The following is an 18,645-nucleotide window of genomic DNA, read 5'->3' on the forward strand; positions in this document are numbered from 1 at the left end:
TCTCTACATTGCATTTCTTATTTTAGTATTGCGAGCAGAAATCAAAGCTAGGACAAAAGGACTCTTGCTGGGCTCAAGTTTTAAAAGATTAACCATAAAAATCCTAAAACCAGTGCCATGAGTTTTAAAACCTAAAGATATGATTCCAGATCATCTCGTTTCCGCGGGTGAAATGAGGCGGTGAAAGCGCTAAGAGGTGAAGCTTTTATTTAGGAATCGACTTTAAAGTAGTTCAGACTTCGGTCTTGCTAAGCGCAAAACAGCAGTCTGAAAAGATCAGTCCTAAAGCCGATGTATAAAGGACAGAATGACTAGACGGTCTGGATTAGGGTTGTGGCTGAATATTAATTAAATTCTTTTCCCGGCTTAAATCATAGCGGTTTACCGCAAAAATCAGGAGGGCGAAGGCACATCCCAACAGCACACAAGCCGACCAGCCATACATCTTCCATAAATTTAAAGATAAAAATGCGCCCAGGCCAGCACCGGAAAAATAGCAGGTCATATAAATGGCATTAATACGCGAACGCGCTTGAACTGAAAGGCGATACACCAGATTCTGGTTTAATACGTGTAAAGATGAAATACCAAAATAGGCAATAATCAAGCCTAAAATATACAGCTCTAAACGGTCTTGGGCAAAAAACAGGGGAATCCAGGCTAAAATTAGCCCGCTGGTTGCCAGCTGCGCCAGCCATTTTTCCCGGTGGCGGCCAATCATCTTCCCGGTCCATTGCGATGACCAGATTCCGACCACGCCCACAATCCCCATCAACCCAATCTCAAAATCATTAAAATGGTAGGGGGCTTCCGCCAGAATAAAGGTCATGGTGGTAAAAATAATACTGAGCATCCCAAAAGCCAAACCACCAATTAAGCTGCGGCGCATCAACATCGGTTCTGTTTTGGCGAAGGTAAATAAAGAGCGGTAAATCTGCAGAATACTCATTTTTAGCTGACTTCTGGCCGTGGGCAATTGATACCACATGGCAATGCTGAGCAGTAAAATTGAACAGCCACTGAACAGATACACCGCATGCCAGGACCATAAAGTTGAAATTAATCCGGCCACGGTACGTGCAAATAAAATACCGACTAGTACGCCACTCATTAGCAGGCCAACCACTTCGGCACTTTTTTCCCGTTGGCTCAGGTTTGCAGCAAAAGGAATCAGAATCTGGGTGGTAATGGAACAGAACGAGGCCAATAGGGTAAAGCCATACAGCATCTGGAGATTATCGCTGACAGACAGTCCAATCAGGGCCAGACCGGTACATAGCATCAGGCTACAGATATACAGACGCTTTTCAAATAAATCGCCCAACGGCACAAATAAAAACAGACCGGCTGCATAACCGATCTGTGTCAATACCACTGTCCAGCCCGATTGCTCTAGACTAATATTCAAGTCCTGGGCAATTGAATAAATTAAAGGCTGGTTAAAATAATTACAACCTGCGCAAAGTGCGCAGGTCATGGCCATCATAAACATAAAACGGCGCGAGGGTTGTTGCCCTTGAGCTGACATCCGTGTCTCCTAAAGTATTAGAAGCGATAGGTGGCAGATAAATTCACACGGGAAATATCGGCTTCTTGGCCATTAAATTTTTCCTGTTTACCATGATGGTATTCTGCACCTAAATTAATATGTGGTACTGGAGAATAAATCACATTGGCCACATAATCGGTTAAGCGCTTATTGGTGGTTGGGTTGGCTTTGGCATAGTCACTGGAGTCATCAAACTCGACCAGACTGGCAGCAATACTGCTGCGCCATTTTGGTGTGAACTTGTGGGTATAACCAATATTCAAGCTGTCGAAGGAGTTCAGCAATAATTCATCATTTTCCGTATCGACAGAATAGTCACCCCCCCAAGCAGCACCATCGACAGTCGAACCTTGAACTAAAAACGAAGCAATGCGCTGGTCACCGACCATATGAAAATAGTTGCCCTGAATCGAGTTTTTATCATCAAGATGATAGCGCCCGCCGACACCTACACCCCAACCGACTTTATTAATATCACCGGTTTCGGTCTGGGCTTGTTTTTCATTGACGAAGCCCTGTGCCAGCAGATGCAATGGTCCAGATTGATGCACATATTTGGTGGTAAGAGCTGGTAAAGCCGAAGAGCGATCTCCACTTGCCATATATTCCAGACCGATATTCCAGGTGTTTTCCGGATCCAGTTTCCAGGCATAACTGATTTGCGGGGTACGCAAAACCGAACCACCCAGCAACAAGCTATAGTCGACCGCATCGGTGCTGATTTCAGGGGTAGACATTAATGACCAGGCCTGACCAAAGGTCCAGTTATAGTATTTAAAATGTGCATGACGGATGCGGAAACCACCATCACCTTTACCCCCATTGGTCCAGAAATCGGCCTCTACACGTGCAGAAATATTCGGATTACCGCCAATATCTTTGGCTAGAAAACCGACCCGGCTAGCCGCCAGTGTAAAGGCTGAGCGTACTGAATCTGGCTCATGCAGTTCCTGATTAATCTGGTTAATGGTACGACCGCGTGATTTTGTGGTGCTTTCAAAATCAACTGCACCATCCAGGCGAATCAGGCCATAGACATCCACATTATCCAGCATCGCGCTGAGGGTTTTAGCATCCTTGGCTTTGGTTTCTTCCTGCTTGGCCTTTAAATCTAATTGAGTGGCTTTTTGCTGTTCCAGTTCGGCCTGAATCTGCTTTAACTGAGATTCTAAAAACTGGATACGATCTTCAGACACCTTTGCTGAAAATACCTGACCTGAAGCGATACCGCATAAAGTGGCTAAAACTAATTTTTTCATTTCTTAATCCCTAAAGAAATTTTTTCAAATAATGAAAGGTGATGTGCCTTTCGGTTGCAGCAATTTTTAAATCAAGATGATTGTTGAACGTGAAGATGGAATGGGGAGGGCGACCATAAATGCTCACCCTCCAGACCGGGACTTATTCTGCCTTTTGAGGATCGTATAAGCGGTCTTTAATAAACAGGGCAGGAATTAAACCGCACAGGAAGTACGCTGCACCCATAACCATCAGGCCGGTACCAATAGAACCATTCATGGCCAAATAACCGATGGTGATTGGAGCAAAGACAGCACCTACACGGCCAATGTTGAATGCACCACCAACCGCTGTACCACGCACCGTTGTTGGGAAACTCTCGGTCAGATAAGTTGCATTAATTGCGTATGGAATACCGTACAGGAAACCAAAGATCAGCATTAAAACACCGATATTTTCAGGGGTATGCATATACACCACCACTGGAATAAACAGCGCAGTTCCCATGGTGCCGAAAGCGAACACAATACGGCGACCAATTTTATCTGCCACATATCCGGCAATGACTTTGGCGAAAATCATGGTCAGGAAGGTACCAATCATGTACAGCGCCATTTCCTTGAATTTAATGCCTAATTCTGCTTCCAGGTAGGTTGGCAACCAGTTACTCACACCGAAGTAACCGAACAGCAGGAAACCAGAACTAAATGACCATAAGATAAACATCTTGCCGTGGGTCTTGTCTTTCAGAATGGTGATGTACGGATTACCTTTTTTCGCGGTAGTGTCCACAAGCTGGCCAGTACGTTTCATTTCACGCACGCGCTTCCAAGACTCAGGCTCAGGAACCAGGAAGTGCATTAGAATACCTAAAGCCAATGGCGCAATGGTGATCCAGTACAGCATACGCCAGCCGTATTCAGGAATAATCCAGCCAGACAGCATGGTGATAACCAGTGAACCCAGGGTAAAACCAGTCATCAGGGTAGCCAGTACCGTAGTACGATATTTGGTTGGGACATACTCTGACATCAAGGTATTACAGGCAATATATAAACAGCCCAAACCTAAACATGAGAGGGTACGTAAAATTGCAAATTCAGTATAAGACTGTGCAAAACCTGAATAAGCTGAAAGGATGGAGAAGGAAATTGTTGCCACAACAATTACCCGGACACGGCCAAAGCGGTCACAGGCCCAGCCGCCAATAAATCCGCCAATTCCCATACCAAATAACGACCAGCTCCCCAAAGCACCGGCCTGCATTGAGGTTAATCCCCATTCTGCTTTCAGACTGGTGAGACTGAAGGCCAAAATACCAATATCGGCACCGTCACAAAGCAAGATCAGGAACGCAAAGATAAAGGCAGTAACCCACAGACGTTTGGGTGCCTGCTTGATTGGTTCCTCAGCAGAGATGGGTTGCCTATTCTCTCTGGTTTCGATTGTTTCGGTTGTCATTGTTATATCCTCTACTTTATAAAGTAGCACTCCTGTGCTACCGCCTAACAAAGTCATGTATGCATGACTTCTGATTTATTCGGGCTTGAGAACACGCTCTTTTAACAGCACCGCTCAAACATCCTGGTTGAACCTGTTGTGTCTGCTATCGCGTCATTTAGATAACAACTATGTCATTTGTGATACATACTTATTATTCAAATGAACTAATATTTCGTTTCTCAACACTTACTTCTACATGAATGGTTCAATTCACTTGTAAAATTCCATCCAGCTTATAACCTCAATGCTCTGTTTATCTTGATCTGGTTTCAGGATATAAAAACTAAATCAATATAAAACAATGTCTTATTTATAAATAAGCCAATTGAAAGCTAAGCCAGCTACAAGCTGAAATTTACAAGAAAAATTAAATAATCTCGTGTAATTTCGTTATACGAAATCAATTAATCATAAAACACAGTTTATAACAAGATATTTTGTCTATTTTTTAATAAAAATATCTTTTTTACGCTTTATCCGCAAAAAAACTTGCATTCCGGGGGAATAAACCTTAATTTTTATACAAAACAAATTTTCGCTATACAAAATAAATGGAGATTTACATGGAACAGGTCGTTCAAGTCGAACAAATCAATGCTCATGTCGCACTGGTGAAAATCCATCGACCTGAAGCAAAAAACGCCTTAAATACTGAAGTACGCCAGAAACTGGCTGAAGCTTTTCGTCAACTGAATGATGATGCCAATATTCGCGCCATTGTACTGACCGGCGGAGAGCAGGATTTTGCTGCAGGTGCCGACCTGAAAGAGCTGGCCAATGCAGAAACCATTCAAATGATGCAGCGTCGTACTGAGCGTTACTGGCAGGCGATTGCACAATGCGCCAAACCGGTCATTGCCGCGGTTAATGGTTATGCCTTAGGTGGTGGCTGTGAACTGGCCATGCACGCCGATATTATTATTGCCGGCAAGAGCGCGACCTTTGGTCAGCCTGAAGTCAAAGTTGGGGTCATGCCAGGCGCCGGTGGTACACAGCGCCTGTTCCGTGCCGTGGGGAAATTCCATGCCATGCGCATCATCATGACCGGCTGTCTGGTGCCGGCACCAGAAGCCTATCAAATTGGTCTGGTCTCTCAAGTGACGGAAGACAGCGAAACCATTGCCACGGCCATCAAGATGGCTGAAGGTCTGGCAAAACTGCCACCAATTGCCCTGGAACAGATTAAAGAAGTGGCCTTACTGGCAGAAGATGTACCGTTGAATGCGGGGCTAAGCCTGGAACGCAAATCATTCCAGATGCTATTTGCTTCTGAAGACCAGAAAGAAGGCATGCAGGCCTTTATTGAAAAACGTAAACCAAATTATCAGGGACGATAAGCATGACTGTACATATTCAGAAAATCGGGATTATTGGTGTCGGTACCATGGGTGCCGGAATTGCCCAAATTGCCATTCAGTCTGGCCATGATGTGGTCCTGTTTGATGCCAAAGCTGGCGCTGCAGAGCAGGCTCAGGAAAAACTGGCCAAAACCCTGAATACCCTGGCAGATAAAGGCAAATTCAGTCATGAAAAAGCCGCTGAAGATCTTGCCCGTCTTTCAATTGCCGAGCAACTGGAAGATTTAAAAGATTGTGATCTGGTGGTAGAGGCCATTATTGAAAATCTGGAAATCAAACAGAAGCTGATGCAACAACTGGAAGCGATTGTCAAACCGGAAGCAATTCTGGCGTCGAATACGTCTTCATTGTCGATCAGTGCCATTGCAGCCAACTGCAGTCAACCAGAACGTATTGCAGGCTATCATTTCTTTAATCCGGTACCGCTAATGAAAGTGGTGGAAGTGATTGAAGGCTTTAATACCCGTGCCGATATTCTGGATGCCTTGACTCAACTCTCGATCAAGATGGGCCATCGTCCAGTGAAAGCCAAAGATACTCCAGGATTTATTATTAACCATGCCGGCCGTGCCTTTGGCAGTGAAGCCTATGCCATCCTGAATGAAAATGTCACGCCATTTTATGACATTGACCGGATTTACCGTGATGGGATCGGTTTTAAGATGGGACCATTCGAGCTGGGCGATCTAACCGGCATGGATGTATCGCATCCGGTCAGTGAGTCGATTTATCATCAGTATTATGAAGAAGCACGTTACCGTCCAAGCGTAATTACCCGTCAGCGTTTTATTGCCAAGCAACTGGGCCGTAAAACCGGTAAAGGTTTTTATGACTACACTTCTGGCAGCAAACAGGGTGATGTTGCACCAGTACTGGCTGAAAAACTGGCGAAATATCCATCGGTCTGGTTAGGCACCGAATATAGCGACGACCGTCAGGCGCTGGAGCAATATCTGCAACAGTTCAATATTCTGGTGGAGCAGTCTGAACAGCCATCTCAAGATGCACTGGTGCTCATTGCCACCTATGGTGAAGATGCCACTTCGGCGGCTGTACGTTATGGCGTTGCCCCACAGCAGGTGGTGTGTATTGATCTGCTCTATGGCCTGAATAAACACCGCACTTTAATGCCGACTTTTGTGACCAAAGCTGAACTGACCCAGGCGGCGCAATCTATTTTTAATCTGGATGGTGTGACAGCCAGCGTTATTCAGGAAAGTGTCGGTTTTGTGGCGCAGCGTGCGTTGGCCATGATTGTAAACCTGGGCTGTGATATTGCCCAGCAAGGTGTTGCCACAGTTGAAGATATTAATATCGCCGTGAAACTGGGTCTGGGTTATCCGCATGGTCCAATTGAATGGGGCGATGTTTTAGGCGCGGAAAAAATTCTGAAAATTCTGGATCGCATGACCGATATTACCCGCGATCAGCGTTATCGTCCAAGCCCATGGTTACGCCGTCGCGTCCAGTTGGGTCTGCCACTTGTTCATAGTTCTAATTAATCTAAAGTTAAGGGAATAACACTCATGTTAAATGCATATATTTATGATGGTTTACGTTCACCAATCGGTCGTCATGCCGGCAGTTTGTCAAGTGTGCGTCCAGATGATCTGGCTGCAACCGTGATTAAAAACCTGCTGGAAAAAACCGGTATTCCAGCTGCCGATGTCGAAGATGTGATTTTCGGTAGCACCAACCAGGCCGGTGAAGACAGCCGTAACGTAGCACGTTTTGCCGCACTTTTAGCCGGTATGCCAGTGACTGTACCGGGCCAGACCGTAAACCGTTTATGTGCATCTGGTTTAGGTGCCGTGATTGATTCGGCACGTGCCATCACCGCAGGTGAAGGCGATGTCTATATTGCTGGTGGCGTAGAAAGCATGTCACGTGCACCTTTTGTATTGGCGAAAGCAGAAACAGCCTTTTCGCGTGATGCAAAAATGTATGACACCACCATCGGAACCCGTTTCCCGAACCGTAAATTTACCGCTCAATTTGGCGCACACAGCATGCCAGAAACCGGTGACAATGTAGCGGAAGAATTTGGCATTAGCCGTGAACAGGCCGATACCTTTGCCGCTGCATCACAGGCAAAATATCAGGCAGCCAAAGAAGCAGGATTCTTTGAAGGTGAAATTACACCAATTGAAGTTTCACAAGGGCGTAAATTACCGCCTAAACAGGTGACTGAAGATGAACATCCGCGTGCATCTTCAACATTTGAAGCATTAACCAAGCTGAAACCCCTATTTGAAGGCGGTGTGGTCACAGCAGGGAATGCATCAGGTATCAATGACGGCGCTGCAGCACTGATTATCGGCAGTGAAAAAGTTCAGGAACAGTATGGGTTAAAACCTTTGGCGCGTATCCTGTCTTCTGCAGCAGCCGGCATTGAGCCACGCATCATGGGTGCGGGGCCAATTGAAGCGATCAAAAAAGCAGTACAACGCGCGGGTTTAACCCTAGATGATATGGACATTATCGAGATTAACGAAGCGTTTGCCAGCCAGGTATTGTCCTGCTTAAAAGGTCTGGATGTGGCCTTTGATGATCCGCGTGTCAATCCAAATGGTGGTGCGATTGCGATTGGCCATCCACTGGGTTGTTCTGGCGCACGTTTAGCCTTGACTGTTGCACGTCAATTACAGCGTACCGGCAAAAAATATGCCGTGATTAGCCTGTGTATTGGCTTGGGGCAAGGTCTTGCGATGGTCATTGAAAACCCTGAAGCAGCCTAAACTGGTTTAAGTCGAATGTTAAATGCCATGCATATCTAATATGCATGGCATTTTTTTAATATTTGCCCATAAAAAATCCCCGCAGATGCAGGGATAGGCTAGTTCTGGTCGGAATCAAGCGCGCTTGGTCACCAGTAAAGTGGCCGAACCAAAGGCATAGACTTTACCATCTTGATCGACAATACGACCTTCTGAAGTCAGTACGTTACGGCCGACGCGAATCACTTCACCAATGGCGGTATAGGTTTCGCCACTTTGCATGGCTTTGAGCATTTTTACGTTTAAATCAATCGTTGAAAAACTGACCCCGGCATCGACAGTGGTGTGTACAGCAGCACCCGTAGTACTGTCCAGCACGGTGGCACAAAAACCGCCATGAATACCGCCTTGTAAATTGAAATGGCGATGATCTGGTCGTACCTCATATTCCACATAATTTTCACGTACGACGGTCAGACGCATGGGAATAATTTCACTCATGGGTGAGCTGGCAATTTCACCATTCTTGATAGCGGTTAAATACGCGAGTCCATTCATTTGTGATGTCGACATACAGGCTCCTTCTTATTTATTATTTCGCTCTATGAAATAATATTCTGTTTTATTAAAAGTATGATATAACATGAAAGTGAACATAATGCTATATATTCCAGGATGGAACGATGACAATAAAAAACCTTGTCACAGCTGCCGAATGGCAAGCCCGATGTGAGCTGGCGGCACTGTATCGCATCATTGCGCATTACAAAATGACCGATTTAATTGACACCCATATCAGTTTACGGCTGCCCGATCAGCCCGACTGTTTTTTGATTAATCAGTATGGCGTGGCCTTTGAAAAAATGCAGGCCTCCACCCTGGTCAAGATTAATCATGCCGGAGCAGTGGTAGAAAGCTATGAACAGGAAAAACCGGTCAATATGGCGGGTTTTGTAATTCATTCTGCAATTCATGCAGCGCATCCGCATCTGAATTGTGTCATTCATACCCATACCGCAGATGGAATTGCCGTGTCAGCCCAGAAACACGGTTTATTGCCTATTTCGCAGCATGCCTTGAAGTTCTATCAGTATTTGGCTTATCACGAGTATGAAGGCGTGGCATTGTCTACCGATGAGCAGGAACGCTTGATTGCAGATTTGGCCGGACATCGTGCCATGATTTTACGCAACCATGGTCTGCTGGTGGCTGGCGAATCGATTGCACGCGCTTTTCATGAAATTTATTTTCTGGAGCGGGCTTGTCAGGCGCAAATCAAGGCGCTGAGTGGCGGTGCAGAATTGCATTATCCAAGTGAAGAGGTTTGTGTTAAAACCGCCAAACAGTTTGCCAGTCCACTGGTTGAGCCGATTTTACAGCGTGCCTGGCTGGCGGCCTTGTCGCTGATTGAGCATCAACAGGCGGAGTACAGCGCATGATTGTCATTTCCAGTACGCTTCCCGATATCCAGAAGATTCTGGTTAAAGTATTTGAAAAATACGCTCCTCCAAACAGTTTTTGTGTTGCACAAAGTCCTGAAGCCAAAGAGGCCACCACAGCCGCATGCTGGTTTCCCGATATGCCATACTTGCAAACTCTGCCCAAATTGCAAGTGATTCATTCGATTGCGGCCGGGGTTGAACATCTGAACTTGAATGAAGTGAGTGCAGAGCAATTCGTATGCCGGGTCTTAGATGAGCATCATCAAAAAGGTATGTTCGATTATTTGCTTTGGGGTGTGCTGTATTATCAGCGTTATTTCGACCGGATGTTGCAGCAGCAACAGCAGCAGATCTGGAAACAGCATCGTCAGAGTTATAGCCATCATATCCAGATTGGGATTATGGGGCTGGGACACATGGGCGGCTATGTGGCAGAGCGCTTTGCTGCCATGGGTTATCAGGTTTCTGGCTGGTCCAATTCGGTCAAAGATTTAGCCCAGGTAAAAAGCTATGTCGGGACTGAGCAACTGGCAGAGTTTTTAGCTCAGAGTCAGATTCTGATTAATTTAATGCCCTTAACCGCAGACAATACCGCTATTTTATCGGAAGCCTTGTTTCAGCAGTTACCAGAGAAGGCCGTCTTGATTCAGGTCGGCCGTGGTCAGCATCTGGTCGAGCAGGACCTGCTCAAAGCGCTGGATTCTGGGCATTTACGCGGTGCAATTGTCGATGTATTTGATGAAGAACCGTTGGCCGCAGATCATCCATTCTGGCAGCATGACAAGATTGTGGTCACACCACACATTGCCTCGCATGCTCCGATGTCGGTGGTAGTCGAGCAGATTCTGGAAAATGACCGCCGCATACAGGCCAATTTGCCGTTATGTAATCAGGTCGATCTGACCAAAGGTTATTAGGATAAAACCAGAAGAATAAAAAAGGATATTAAAGATGTTCACAACCATTCAAACCGAATTGAGCCAGGGCGTGGCGATACTGAGGTTCAATCGTCCAGACTGTTTAAACAGTTTTAATGTGACAATGCATCAGGAAGTTCAACATGCGCTCAAAGACTGGAGCCAAGATGCAGCAGTCCGGGTCATTGTCATTCGTGGCAATGGCCGAGCTTTCTCTGCCGGGCAGGATTTAAAAGAACGCTCCGGACAACTGGCACACATTCCTTTACCCTCAGAAGGCTCACTGGCCAAATATTATAATCCTTTGGTTGAGCTGATCCGGCATAGTCCAAAACCGGTGATTGCAGCAGTGAATGGGGTGGCTGCTGGTGCAGGCGCTAATATCGCTTTGGCCTGTGATCTGGTGATTGCCAAAGAAAGTGCCCAATTTATTCAGGCTTTTTGCAAAATTGGCTTAATTCCAGATGCCGGTGGGACCTGGATGTTACCACGCCTGATTGGTCATGCACGCGCGGCTGCATTAATGCTCTTGGGTGAGCCGGTATCTGCTGTTGAAGCGGCTACTATGGGCATGATCTGGAAAGCCGTACCCGATCAGGAGTTTGACGACTATATTGTTGAAGTCGCCCAGCAACTGGCCAAGCAGCCGACTTATGCACTGGCATTAATTAAACAGTCCTTGCAACGCAGTGCTGAGCATAGCCTGAGCCAGCAGCTGGAGCTGGAGCAAAACCTGCAATATCTGGCCTTAAACAGTCAGGACTATAAAGAAGGCGTACGGGCCTTTGTGGAAAAACGCCCGGCACAATTTATTGGCCGCTAAGGAGAGTATTCATGAGCATTCAAACCCGTGTAACCCAGATGCTGGGCATCCGCCACCCGATTATTCAAGGCGGTATGATGTGGGTCGGTACCGCAGAAATGGCCAGCGCCGTTTCCAATGCCGGCGGATTGGGCACCCTGACTGCCTTGACCCAACCAAGCCCTGAAGCCTTGGCCCAAGAAATTGCCCGGTGCCGGGAAATGACCGATCAGCCTTTTGCCGTCAACCTAACCTTGCTGCCCGCAGTCAATCCGCCGCCGTATGCGGAATATCGGCAGGCAATTATTGACAGTGGTATCAAGATTGTTGAAACCGCAGGCAATAAGCCGCATGAGCATATTGAAGTGTTCAAGCAACACGGCATTACCGTCATTCATAAATGTACCTCGGTACGCCATGCCTTATCAGCACAGAAAATTGGTGCTGATATTATTTCCATTGATGGCTTTGAATGTGCCGGACATCCGGGTGAAGACGATATTCCAGGATTAATCCTGATTCCGGCCGCGGCTGATCAGCTCACAGTGCCGATTATTGCCAGTGGTGGCTTTGGCGATGGTCGAGGATTGGTAGCCGCACTGGCGCTTGGGGCAGAAGGTATTAATATGGGCACCCGTTTTTGTGCCACGCAGGAAGCGCCGATTCATGACAACATCAAACAGTTTTATTTAAACAATGATGAACGGGCAACGAATTTACTCTATCGGCAATTTAGAAATACCGCACGGGTCGCGAAAAACTCGGTTTCTGACCTGGTGGTACAAATGAGTCAGGACCCGAATCTGGAGTTTGAACACATCCGCCCTTATGTCAGTGGTTTAAAAGGCAAGCTGGCCTTGGAAACAGGTGATGTGGATGCCGGCCTGATTACCGCCGGGCAGGTTTTAGGACTGATTCATGATATTCCAAGTTGTGATGACTTGATTCAGCGGATGATTCAGGATGCCGAACAGATTATTCAGCAACGTCTGGCAGGGCTAATTCAGGCTTAAAGCTGCAATAGAGTACGCTAGAAATGAAGATGCCATTCAGCAGTGAATGGCATTTTTTTATGGGCAAAATTAAATTAAAAATCGAATTTTTGTGTCATGACTAGATTTTAGCTTTCAAATTATATTATAGTGGATTTAAAACATAGTTTCGTATTATGAAATATTAACTCATAAATACTGAGAACAGGACTCATACAAGGGAATTACGATGAGAAATTATATTGCACCATTAAAAGATATGAAGTTTGTGCTGAAAGATTTGCTGGATGTTGAACAAAAATATCAGGGGTATGCAAAATTTGAAGACAAAGTCTCTATGGACATTATGGAGCAATATTTAGAAGTTGCTGCTGATTTCTGCCAGAACGAGCTTTTACCTATTAATGCCACAGGCGACCAGCAAGGCTGTCGTTTAGAAAATGGTGTCGTGACCACACCAGATGGCTTTAAAGAAGCCTATAATAAATATGTTGAACTGGGCTTTACCTCATTAACCGGTGATGAAAACTACGGTGGTCAAGGTTTCCCGACACTGTACCGGATTGCTATTTCTGAAATTATTACGGCCACCAACTGGTCATGGGGCATGTATCCGGGCCTGTCACATGGTGCAATGCGTACCTTGGAACATCATGGCAATGACGAACAAAAACAGAAATTCCTGGTGCCACTGATTGCAGGGCGCTGGACCGGTACCATGTGTCTGACCGAATCACATGCTGGTTCAGATTTGGGCCTGATTCGTACCAAAGCGGTTCCAAATGCCGATGGCAGCTATAGCATCAGCGGTGAAAAAATCTTTATTTCGGCAGGTGAACATGACCTGGCTGAAAATATTGTGCATATCGTTTTGGCACGCTTGCCGGATGCACCGGCAGGCACCAAAGGCATTTCACTCTTTATCGTACCTAAATTTAATTTAGATGAAGACGGCAATGTCGCAGAACGTAATGGCGTAGTGTGTAGTTCTATCGAACATAAAATGGGTATTCATGGCAATGCCACCTGTGTCCTGAACTTTGAAAATGCCAAAGGTTTCCTGATTGGTCCTGAAAACCGTGGCCTAAACTGCATGTTCACCTTTATGAACTCTGCACGTATTGGTACCGCCATTCAAGGTCTGGCGGCAGCTGAATCTTCTTATCAGGGTGCCTTGGCCTATGCCAAAGACCGTCTGGCCATGCGTTCACTGGAAGGTGCAAAAGCGCCAAACCTGCCAGCAGATCCAATTATCGTGCATCCGGCAGTACGTAATATGCTGCTGACGCAGAAAGTCTTTGCTGAAGGTTCGCGTGCATTGGCTTACTACTTAGCCACTTATGCAGATATTGCTGAAGCGACTGAAGATGCAGCCGAGAAAAAAGCCGCAGATGACCGTCTGGCTTTATTAACTCCAATTGCCAAGGCTTTAATGACAGAAACCGGACTGGAAGCCGCCAAACATGGTATGCAGGTCTTTGGTGGTCATGGTTATATTGCCGAGCATGGCATGGAGCAAATTGCCCGTGATGCGCGTATTGCCTGTTTATATGAAGGCACCACGGAAATCCAGTCGATTGACCTGTTGGCGCGTAAGGTTCTAGGTTCAAAACTCAGCTTATTAACAGCATTAACTGATGAAATTCAGGCCTATATTAAAGAGCAACAGGCCCATCCTCAATTTGCAGGCTATGCACAGCAGGTAGGTGAGCTGACCCAGCAATGGCTGGAGCTGACTCAACTGATCCAGACGCAGGCACAACAATCTGCCAATGAAATTGGTGCAGCCTCTGTTGATTATTTATATTTCTCAGGCTATGTGGTGTTTGCGTATCTCTGGCTCAAGATGGCGGTTGTGGCACAACAACGCGTCGATGAAGGACAAAGCGATCCGTACTATGCAGCTAAAGTAAAAACGGCTCAATTCTACTTTGAACGTATTTTGCCAAGAACCTGTACGCATCGCGCCAATATTCAGGCCGGTGGAGCAAGCCTGTTCCTGCTGACGCCAGAAGAATTTAAATTTGATTAATCCGCTTTTGCACCCACAGAGAGAGCCTACTGTGGGTGTATTTTTTTAAGCCTGTTCTCTATAGCAAAAATAGTTCAGGTTTCATTGCTTGAAGAGCATCACAAGTAGAATTTTACCAGATCAATTGCAGATAAAATAACAAGATCAGGAGTCTATATGGAATTAGACGCACGTTCACAACAGTTTCCCTATGCGAGTACCCAGCTGACCTATCATGAAGTCGGCCAGCCCTCCGTACATCCAACCATCATTTTAATTCATGGTACGGGTGGTAATACCCAAAAACATTTTAATTATATTTTCCCGATGCTGGGCATTCATCAGCGCGTGCTTTCGATTGACCTCTATACACCGGAGAAAGCGGATTTAAAGCTGACAGATTTTAGCGAGCAGGTAGAAGCTTTAATTCAGCATGCGGTGGCGGAGAATGAACCGATTACCGTGGTCGGTTATTCTTTGGGTGCTGTGATTGCCGCCCAGGTCGCGGCCAAGTTACAACAACGAATTTCACAGCTGATTTTATTGGCAGGATGGGTCAAAACCAGTTCGGTGCAGCAACTGCGCAATACCATCTGGCAGCAGTTATTTAACGAACAATCCAAGGCATTGCCACATTTTGTAAATTACTGTTTATACAGTGATCACTACCTGTCTTTACGCACTGAACAGCAGGTTCTGGAGCTGGCACGCTTTGTTACGCCCTCTGCTGATGCAGCCAGACAGCGTGAAATGAACTATCACCTCGATATCAGCAATATTCTGGCTGATATTACCGCAGATACCTTAATTGTGGCCTGTCATGAAGACCGCATGATTCCTTTGGCTCAAGCCAAGTTACTGTTTGCCTCGATTGAACGCAGCCGTTATGTCGAAATTCATTCCGGACATGCCTTGCATATAGAAGCACCGGCGGAGATTGTGCAGCTGATTAACCAGTTTAATCAGCATCCCGAGCAATATCCGATTAACCAGAAAATCCAGCGATTTGCACCTTAAAGGAGAAGCAGCATGCAAGCTCATGTACAGCGTAGCAAAATTTTAATTGTCGGTAGCGGTTTTGGTGGCTTGGGCATGGCCATTCGGCTCAAACAACAGGGCATCGATGATTTTAAAATCATTGAACGGGCAACAGAAGTCGGTGGAACCTGGCGGGATAATACCTATCCGGGTGTGGCTTGTGATGTGCCGTCGCATCTGTATTCTTTTTCTTTTATTAAAAATCCGTACTGGTCGCGTATTTTTCCGCAAGGAGCAGAAATCCAGCGTTATCTGGTTCAATGTTGTGATCAGGAGCAAATCCGCCCGTATATTGATTTTAATACAGCACTGGAAAAAGCCCACTGGAATACAGCACAAAGAATCTGGGAAATTCAGACTTCACAAGGAGCGTATCAGGCCGAGTTTTTAATTACCGCCACAGGGCATCTGGCCGATGAGCATCTCCCGGATATTCCCGGTTTGGCTCAATTTCAGGGGCAGGTGATGCATTCTGCACGCTGGAATCATCAGGTTGATTTGGCTGATCAACACGTGGTGGTGGTCGGTTCCGGCGCATCAGCAATTCAGCTGGTGCCGGAAGTGGCGAAACTTGCCAAAAACCTAACCGTGTTGCAGCGCAGTGCACCCTATATTTTACCGCGACCGGACCGGCCTTATAGCGAAACGGAAAAACAGCTGTTTCGTAAAGATCCGGAAAGTATGGCGGCTTTACGCCATTCCTTGTTCTGGGATAATGAGTTTAATTTTGCCCAGCGCCGTAATTTAAAAAGTCATATTCAGCGGGTCAAAAAATCCTGCTTACAGTTTCTAAAACAGCAGATTGATGATGCTGAATTACAGCGTAAACTGACACCACATTATGAGCCGGGCTGTAAGCGGGTTTTATTATCAAATACCTATTATCCAACTTTTTTACAGCCGCATGTCACGCTGGAAGATTCCGCGCTGGCAGAAGTCACACCAGAAGGCGTGATCAGCCAGTCAGGACAATATTTCCCAGCCGATGTAATTATTTTCGCCACCGGTTTTGAAGCGGCACGGCCACCGTATGCAGCAAAAGTGCTGGGTAAACATGGCTTAAGTCTGGAACAGCAGTGGTCAAGTGGCATGCAGGGTTATCAGTCGACCACAGTACATAACTTCCCCAATCTGTTTATTTTAAATGGACCGAATACCGGCAGTGGGCATAATTCTGCCTTGTATTTTCTGGAAGTGCAGTTTGATCTGGTGCTGGATGCACTGCAATTTTTTGAACAGGAACAGATTCAGGTGTTTGAAGCAGATCAGGCCGCAGAAGATGCCTATATGGAGCAATTACAGCAGCTGTCTCAGGGCAGTGTCTGGCTGTCGGAAGGCTGTAAAAGCTGGTATCTTGATCCGGTCAGCCGCAAACTGACCTTAATCTGGCCAGACTTTGCTCATTCTTTTAGAGACAAGAACCGGCAGTTTATGCGCAGTGGCTATCACTTTCACTATATTGAGAATCCTCAGCAGAATGCTGTTTAAATGGCGTATGTGAGCTATAAAAAAACCAGTCATCAGACTGGTTTTTTAATATGTTTAATTGGCCTTTTGCGGATCGTATAAACGATCTTTAATAAATAGCGCAGGTATCAGACCGCAGATAAAATAGGCCGCAGCCATAATCAGTAAGCCCGTTCCAATAGAACCGCCTTGGGCAAAATAACCAATGGTTAAGGGCGCAAATACCGCACCAATTCGGCCAATATTAAATGCACCACCGACTGCCGTACCGCGAATGGAGGTCGGAAAACTTTCAGTCATATAGGTGGCATTAATGGCAAAAGGCATGCCATAGAGAAAGCCAAACATCAGCATCAAATATAAAATATTGGTGGGGGTATTAAAGTAGATAATGACCGGCAAAAATAATGCCGTTCCCATGGTGCCAAAGGCAAATAACGCACGGCGGCCAAAACGGTCTGCCAGAATGCCGGCCACCACTTTGGCAAAAATCATGATTAAAAATGTGCCGACCATATAACCGGTCATTTCTTTAAAACTGATGCCAAGATCAGACTCCAGGTATGCCGGAAGCCAGTTACTTAAACCGGCATAACCAAACTGCAGGGCACCGGCACTTAAAATCCACAGCATAAACATCCAGCGATGTTTTTTGTCTTTTAAGATGACCAGATAAGGATTCTGTTTTTTGATTTTCACTTTGCTATGTAAAGCTTCCTGACGCTTGAGCTCACGAGAACGTAACCAGGATTCAGGCTCCGGCACCAGAAAGTACATTAAAAAGGCAAGAAAAATAGGGAAAATCGTAATCCAGTACAGCATACGCCAGCCATACTCAGGAATAATCCAGCCGGCCAGCAAAGTGGCACATAATGAACCCAAGGTAAAACCGGTCATTAAAGCCGCAAGTACCGTAGTTCGATATTTGGTCGGCACATACTCGGACATTAAGGTATTACAGGCAATATAAAGTGAGCCAAGGCCAATGGCTGCAATACTCCGCACAATCAGAAACTGATAATAGGAATCGACAAAACCCAAGGTACAGGACAAACTTGAGGCCAGAATCATATAAAATACAATAACTTTAACCCGGCCAAATCGGTCACAGGCCCATCCGCCAATTACACCACCCACCAGACTCCAGCTGCCCAGCGCACCGGCCTGAAGTAGTAAGGTTAAATTCTGCTTTAATACTGGTCAGGCTGTAGGCGAGAAAAGCCAGATCAATCCCGTCGGCAAGCAGAATAAAAAAACATAAAATAAAAGCGGTTTTCCATATTTTCTCTGGCTGAGCTTGTACCTGCTCAGCCACCATCACTGAAGCTTTTTGCGTCATCACTGATATCCTTTCATCATTCGTTCTTGTTTTATGAATAATTTTTCATGGTTATTACTCATTATTCATGAGTTTAGTTTTCAGCAAAAAACCTTATATTTCGTATAGAGAAATCTTGTTTTTCTTTATTTTTAGACCAAAGACTAGGGTCTGTTGACATTTCATAATGGTAGCCAAATAAAGATACAAGCTAAGGCAACAGAATTTTCATAGCTTTGCTTTAGCTTGTCATAGCGTGTGGCAATTCCTCTAAATTGCTTTAATCTAGCAA

General features: G+C 45.8%; 14 protein-coding genes and 2 pseudogenes. 10 read left to right on the forward strand and 6 right to left on the reverse strand.

Features of this window, described 5'->3' with window-relative positions:
- Positions 1 to 325 precede the first annotated feature (325 nt).
- From FTT89_RS09900 to FTT89_RS09910, 3 genes are all read right to left on the reverse strand, one after another.
- Positions 326 to 1,528, reverse strand: coding sequence for an MFS transporter (locus FTT89_RS09900; RefSeq protein ID WP_104473208.1), 1,203 nt, complete (start codon positions 1,526 to 1,528; stop codon positions 326 to 328).
- Positions 1,529 to 1,545: 17 nt separating this feature from the next.
- A complete protein-coding gene (locus FTT89_RS09905; protein WP_180006493.1) occupies positions 1,546 to 2,808 on the reverse strand; it encodes a DcaP family trimeric outer membrane transporter in 1,263 nt (420 codons plus the stop codon).
- 142 nt (positions 2,809 to 2,950) lie between these two features.
- Positions 2,951 to 4,249 carry an MFS transporter gene (locus tag FTT89_RS09910; protein ID WP_005178018.1) on the reverse strand — a complete coding sequence of 433 codons (1,299 nt, stop codon included), beginning with the start codon at positions 4,247 to 4,249 and terminating at the stop codon, positions 2,951 to 2,953.
- 605 nt (positions 4,250 to 4,854) lie between these two features.
- Here FTT89_RS09910 and FTT89_RS09915 point away from each other — a divergent pair.
- From FTT89_RS09915 to FTT89_RS09925, 3 genes are read left to right on the forward strand one after another with little or no spacing between them, the layout of a single operon-like run.
- Positions 4,855 to 5,628 (forward strand): enoyl-CoA hydratase, encoded by a 774-nt coding sequence (locus FTT89_RS09915; protein WP_005178015.1) that lies wholly within the window; start codon positions 4,855 to 4,857, stop codon positions 5,626 to 5,628.
- Positions 5,629 to 5,630: 2 nt separating this feature from the next.
- Positions 5,631 to 7,151, forward strand: coding sequence for a 3-hydroxyacyl-CoA dehydrogenase (locus FTT89_RS09920; protein WP_180057639.1), 1,521 nt, complete (start codon positions 5,631 to 5,633; stop codon positions 7,149 to 7,151).
- 24 nt (positions 7,152 to 7,175) lie between these two features.
- On the forward strand, positions 7,176 to 8,387 hold the full coding sequence (locus tag FTT89_RS09925; RefSeq protein ID WP_005178011.1) for a 3-oxoadipyl-CoA thiolase: 1,212 nt from the start codon (positions 7,176 to 7,178) through the stop codon (positions 8,385 to 8,387).
- 114 nt (positions 8,388 to 8,501) lie between these two features.
- On the opposite strand, the gene FTT89_RS09930 is transcribed toward FTT89_RS09925, so the two are convergent.
- Positions 8,502 to 8,939, reverse strand: coding sequence for a PaaI family thioesterase (locus FTT89_RS09930; RefSeq protein ID WP_104473214.1), 438 nt, complete (start codon positions 8,937 to 8,939; stop codon positions 8,502 to 8,504).
- Positions 8,940 to 9,049: 110 nt separating this feature from the next.
- Here FTT89_RS09930 and FTT89_RS09935 point away from each other — a divergent pair, with 110 nt between their 5' ends.
- The 7 genes from FTT89_RS09935 (at position 9,050) to FTT89_RS09965 (ending at position 17,056) form a co-directional block, all read left to right on the forward strand.
- Positions 9,050 to 9,805 carry a class II aldolase/adducin family protein gene (locus FTT89_RS09935; protein WP_104491841.1) on the forward strand — a complete coding sequence of 252 codons (756 nt, stop codon included), beginning with the start codon at positions 9,050 to 9,052 and terminating at the stop codon, positions 9,803 to 9,805.
- A complete protein-coding gene (locus FTT89_RS09940; protein ID WP_180057642.1) occupies positions 9,802 to 10,725 on the forward strand; it encodes a glyoxylate/hydroxypyruvate reductase A in 924 nt (307 codons plus the stop codon). The genes FTT89_RS09935 and FTT89_RS09940 overlap by 4 nt, the downstream gene beginning before the upstream one ends.
- Positions 10,726 to 10,759: 34 nt before the next feature.
- Positions 10,760 to 11,548, forward strand: a complete 789-nt coding sequence (locus tag FTT89_RS09945; RefSeq protein ID WP_104489416.1) for an enoyl-CoA hydratase-related protein — start codon at positions 10,760 to 10,762, stop codon at positions 11,546 to 11,548.
- Positions 11,549 to 11,559: 11 nt separating this feature from the next.
- Positions 11,560 to 12,540 carry a nitronate monooxygenase family protein gene (locus tag FTT89_RS09950; RefSeq protein WP_104489415.1) on the forward strand — a complete coding sequence of 327 codons (981 nt, stop codon included), beginning with the start codon at positions 11,560 to 11,562 and terminating at the stop codon, positions 12,538 to 12,540.
- Positions 12,541 to 12,748: 208 nt separating this feature from the next.
- A complete protein-coding gene (locus FTT89_RS09955; protein WP_104489414.1) occupies positions 12,749 to 14,551 on the forward strand; it encodes an acyl-CoA dehydrogenase C-terminal domain-containing protein in 1,803 nt (600 codons plus the stop codon).
- 156 nt (positions 14,552 to 14,707) lie between these two features.
- Positions 14,708 to 15,547, forward strand: a complete 840-nt coding sequence (locus FTT89_RS09960) for an alpha/beta fold hydrolase (RefSeq protein ID WP_104473219.1) — start codon at positions 14,708 to 14,710, stop codon at positions 15,545 to 15,547.
- 12 nt (positions 15,548 to 15,559) lie between these two features.
- Positions 15,560 to 17,056, forward strand: coding sequence for an NAD(P)/FAD-dependent oxidoreductase (locus tag FTT89_RS09965; protein ID WP_180006495.1), 1,497 nt, complete (start codon positions 15,560 to 15,562; stop codon positions 17,054 to 17,056).
- A 54-nt stretch (positions 17,057 to 17,110) separates the two neighbouring features.
- Here FTT89_RS09965 and FTT89_RS09970 read toward each other — a convergent pair.
- Together FTT89_RS09970 and FTT89_RS09975 are read right to left on the reverse strand one after the other, a co-directional pair.
- A pseudogene (locus tag FTT89_RS09970) lies at positions 17,111 to 18,374 on the reverse strand (MFS transporter).
- A gap of 161 nt (positions 18,375 to 18,535) precedes the next feature.
- Positions 18,536 to 18,645, reverse strand: a pseudogene (locus tag FTT89_RS09975) (IS5/IS1182 family transposase); the annotation flags it as partial.

The organism is Acinetobacter sp. YH01025, assembly GCF_013420185.1.
In the GTDB taxonomy this organism is placed as follows: domain Bacteria; phylum Pseudomonadota; class Gammaproteobacteria; order Pseudomonadales; family Moraxellaceae; genus Acinetobacter; species Acinetobacter indicus.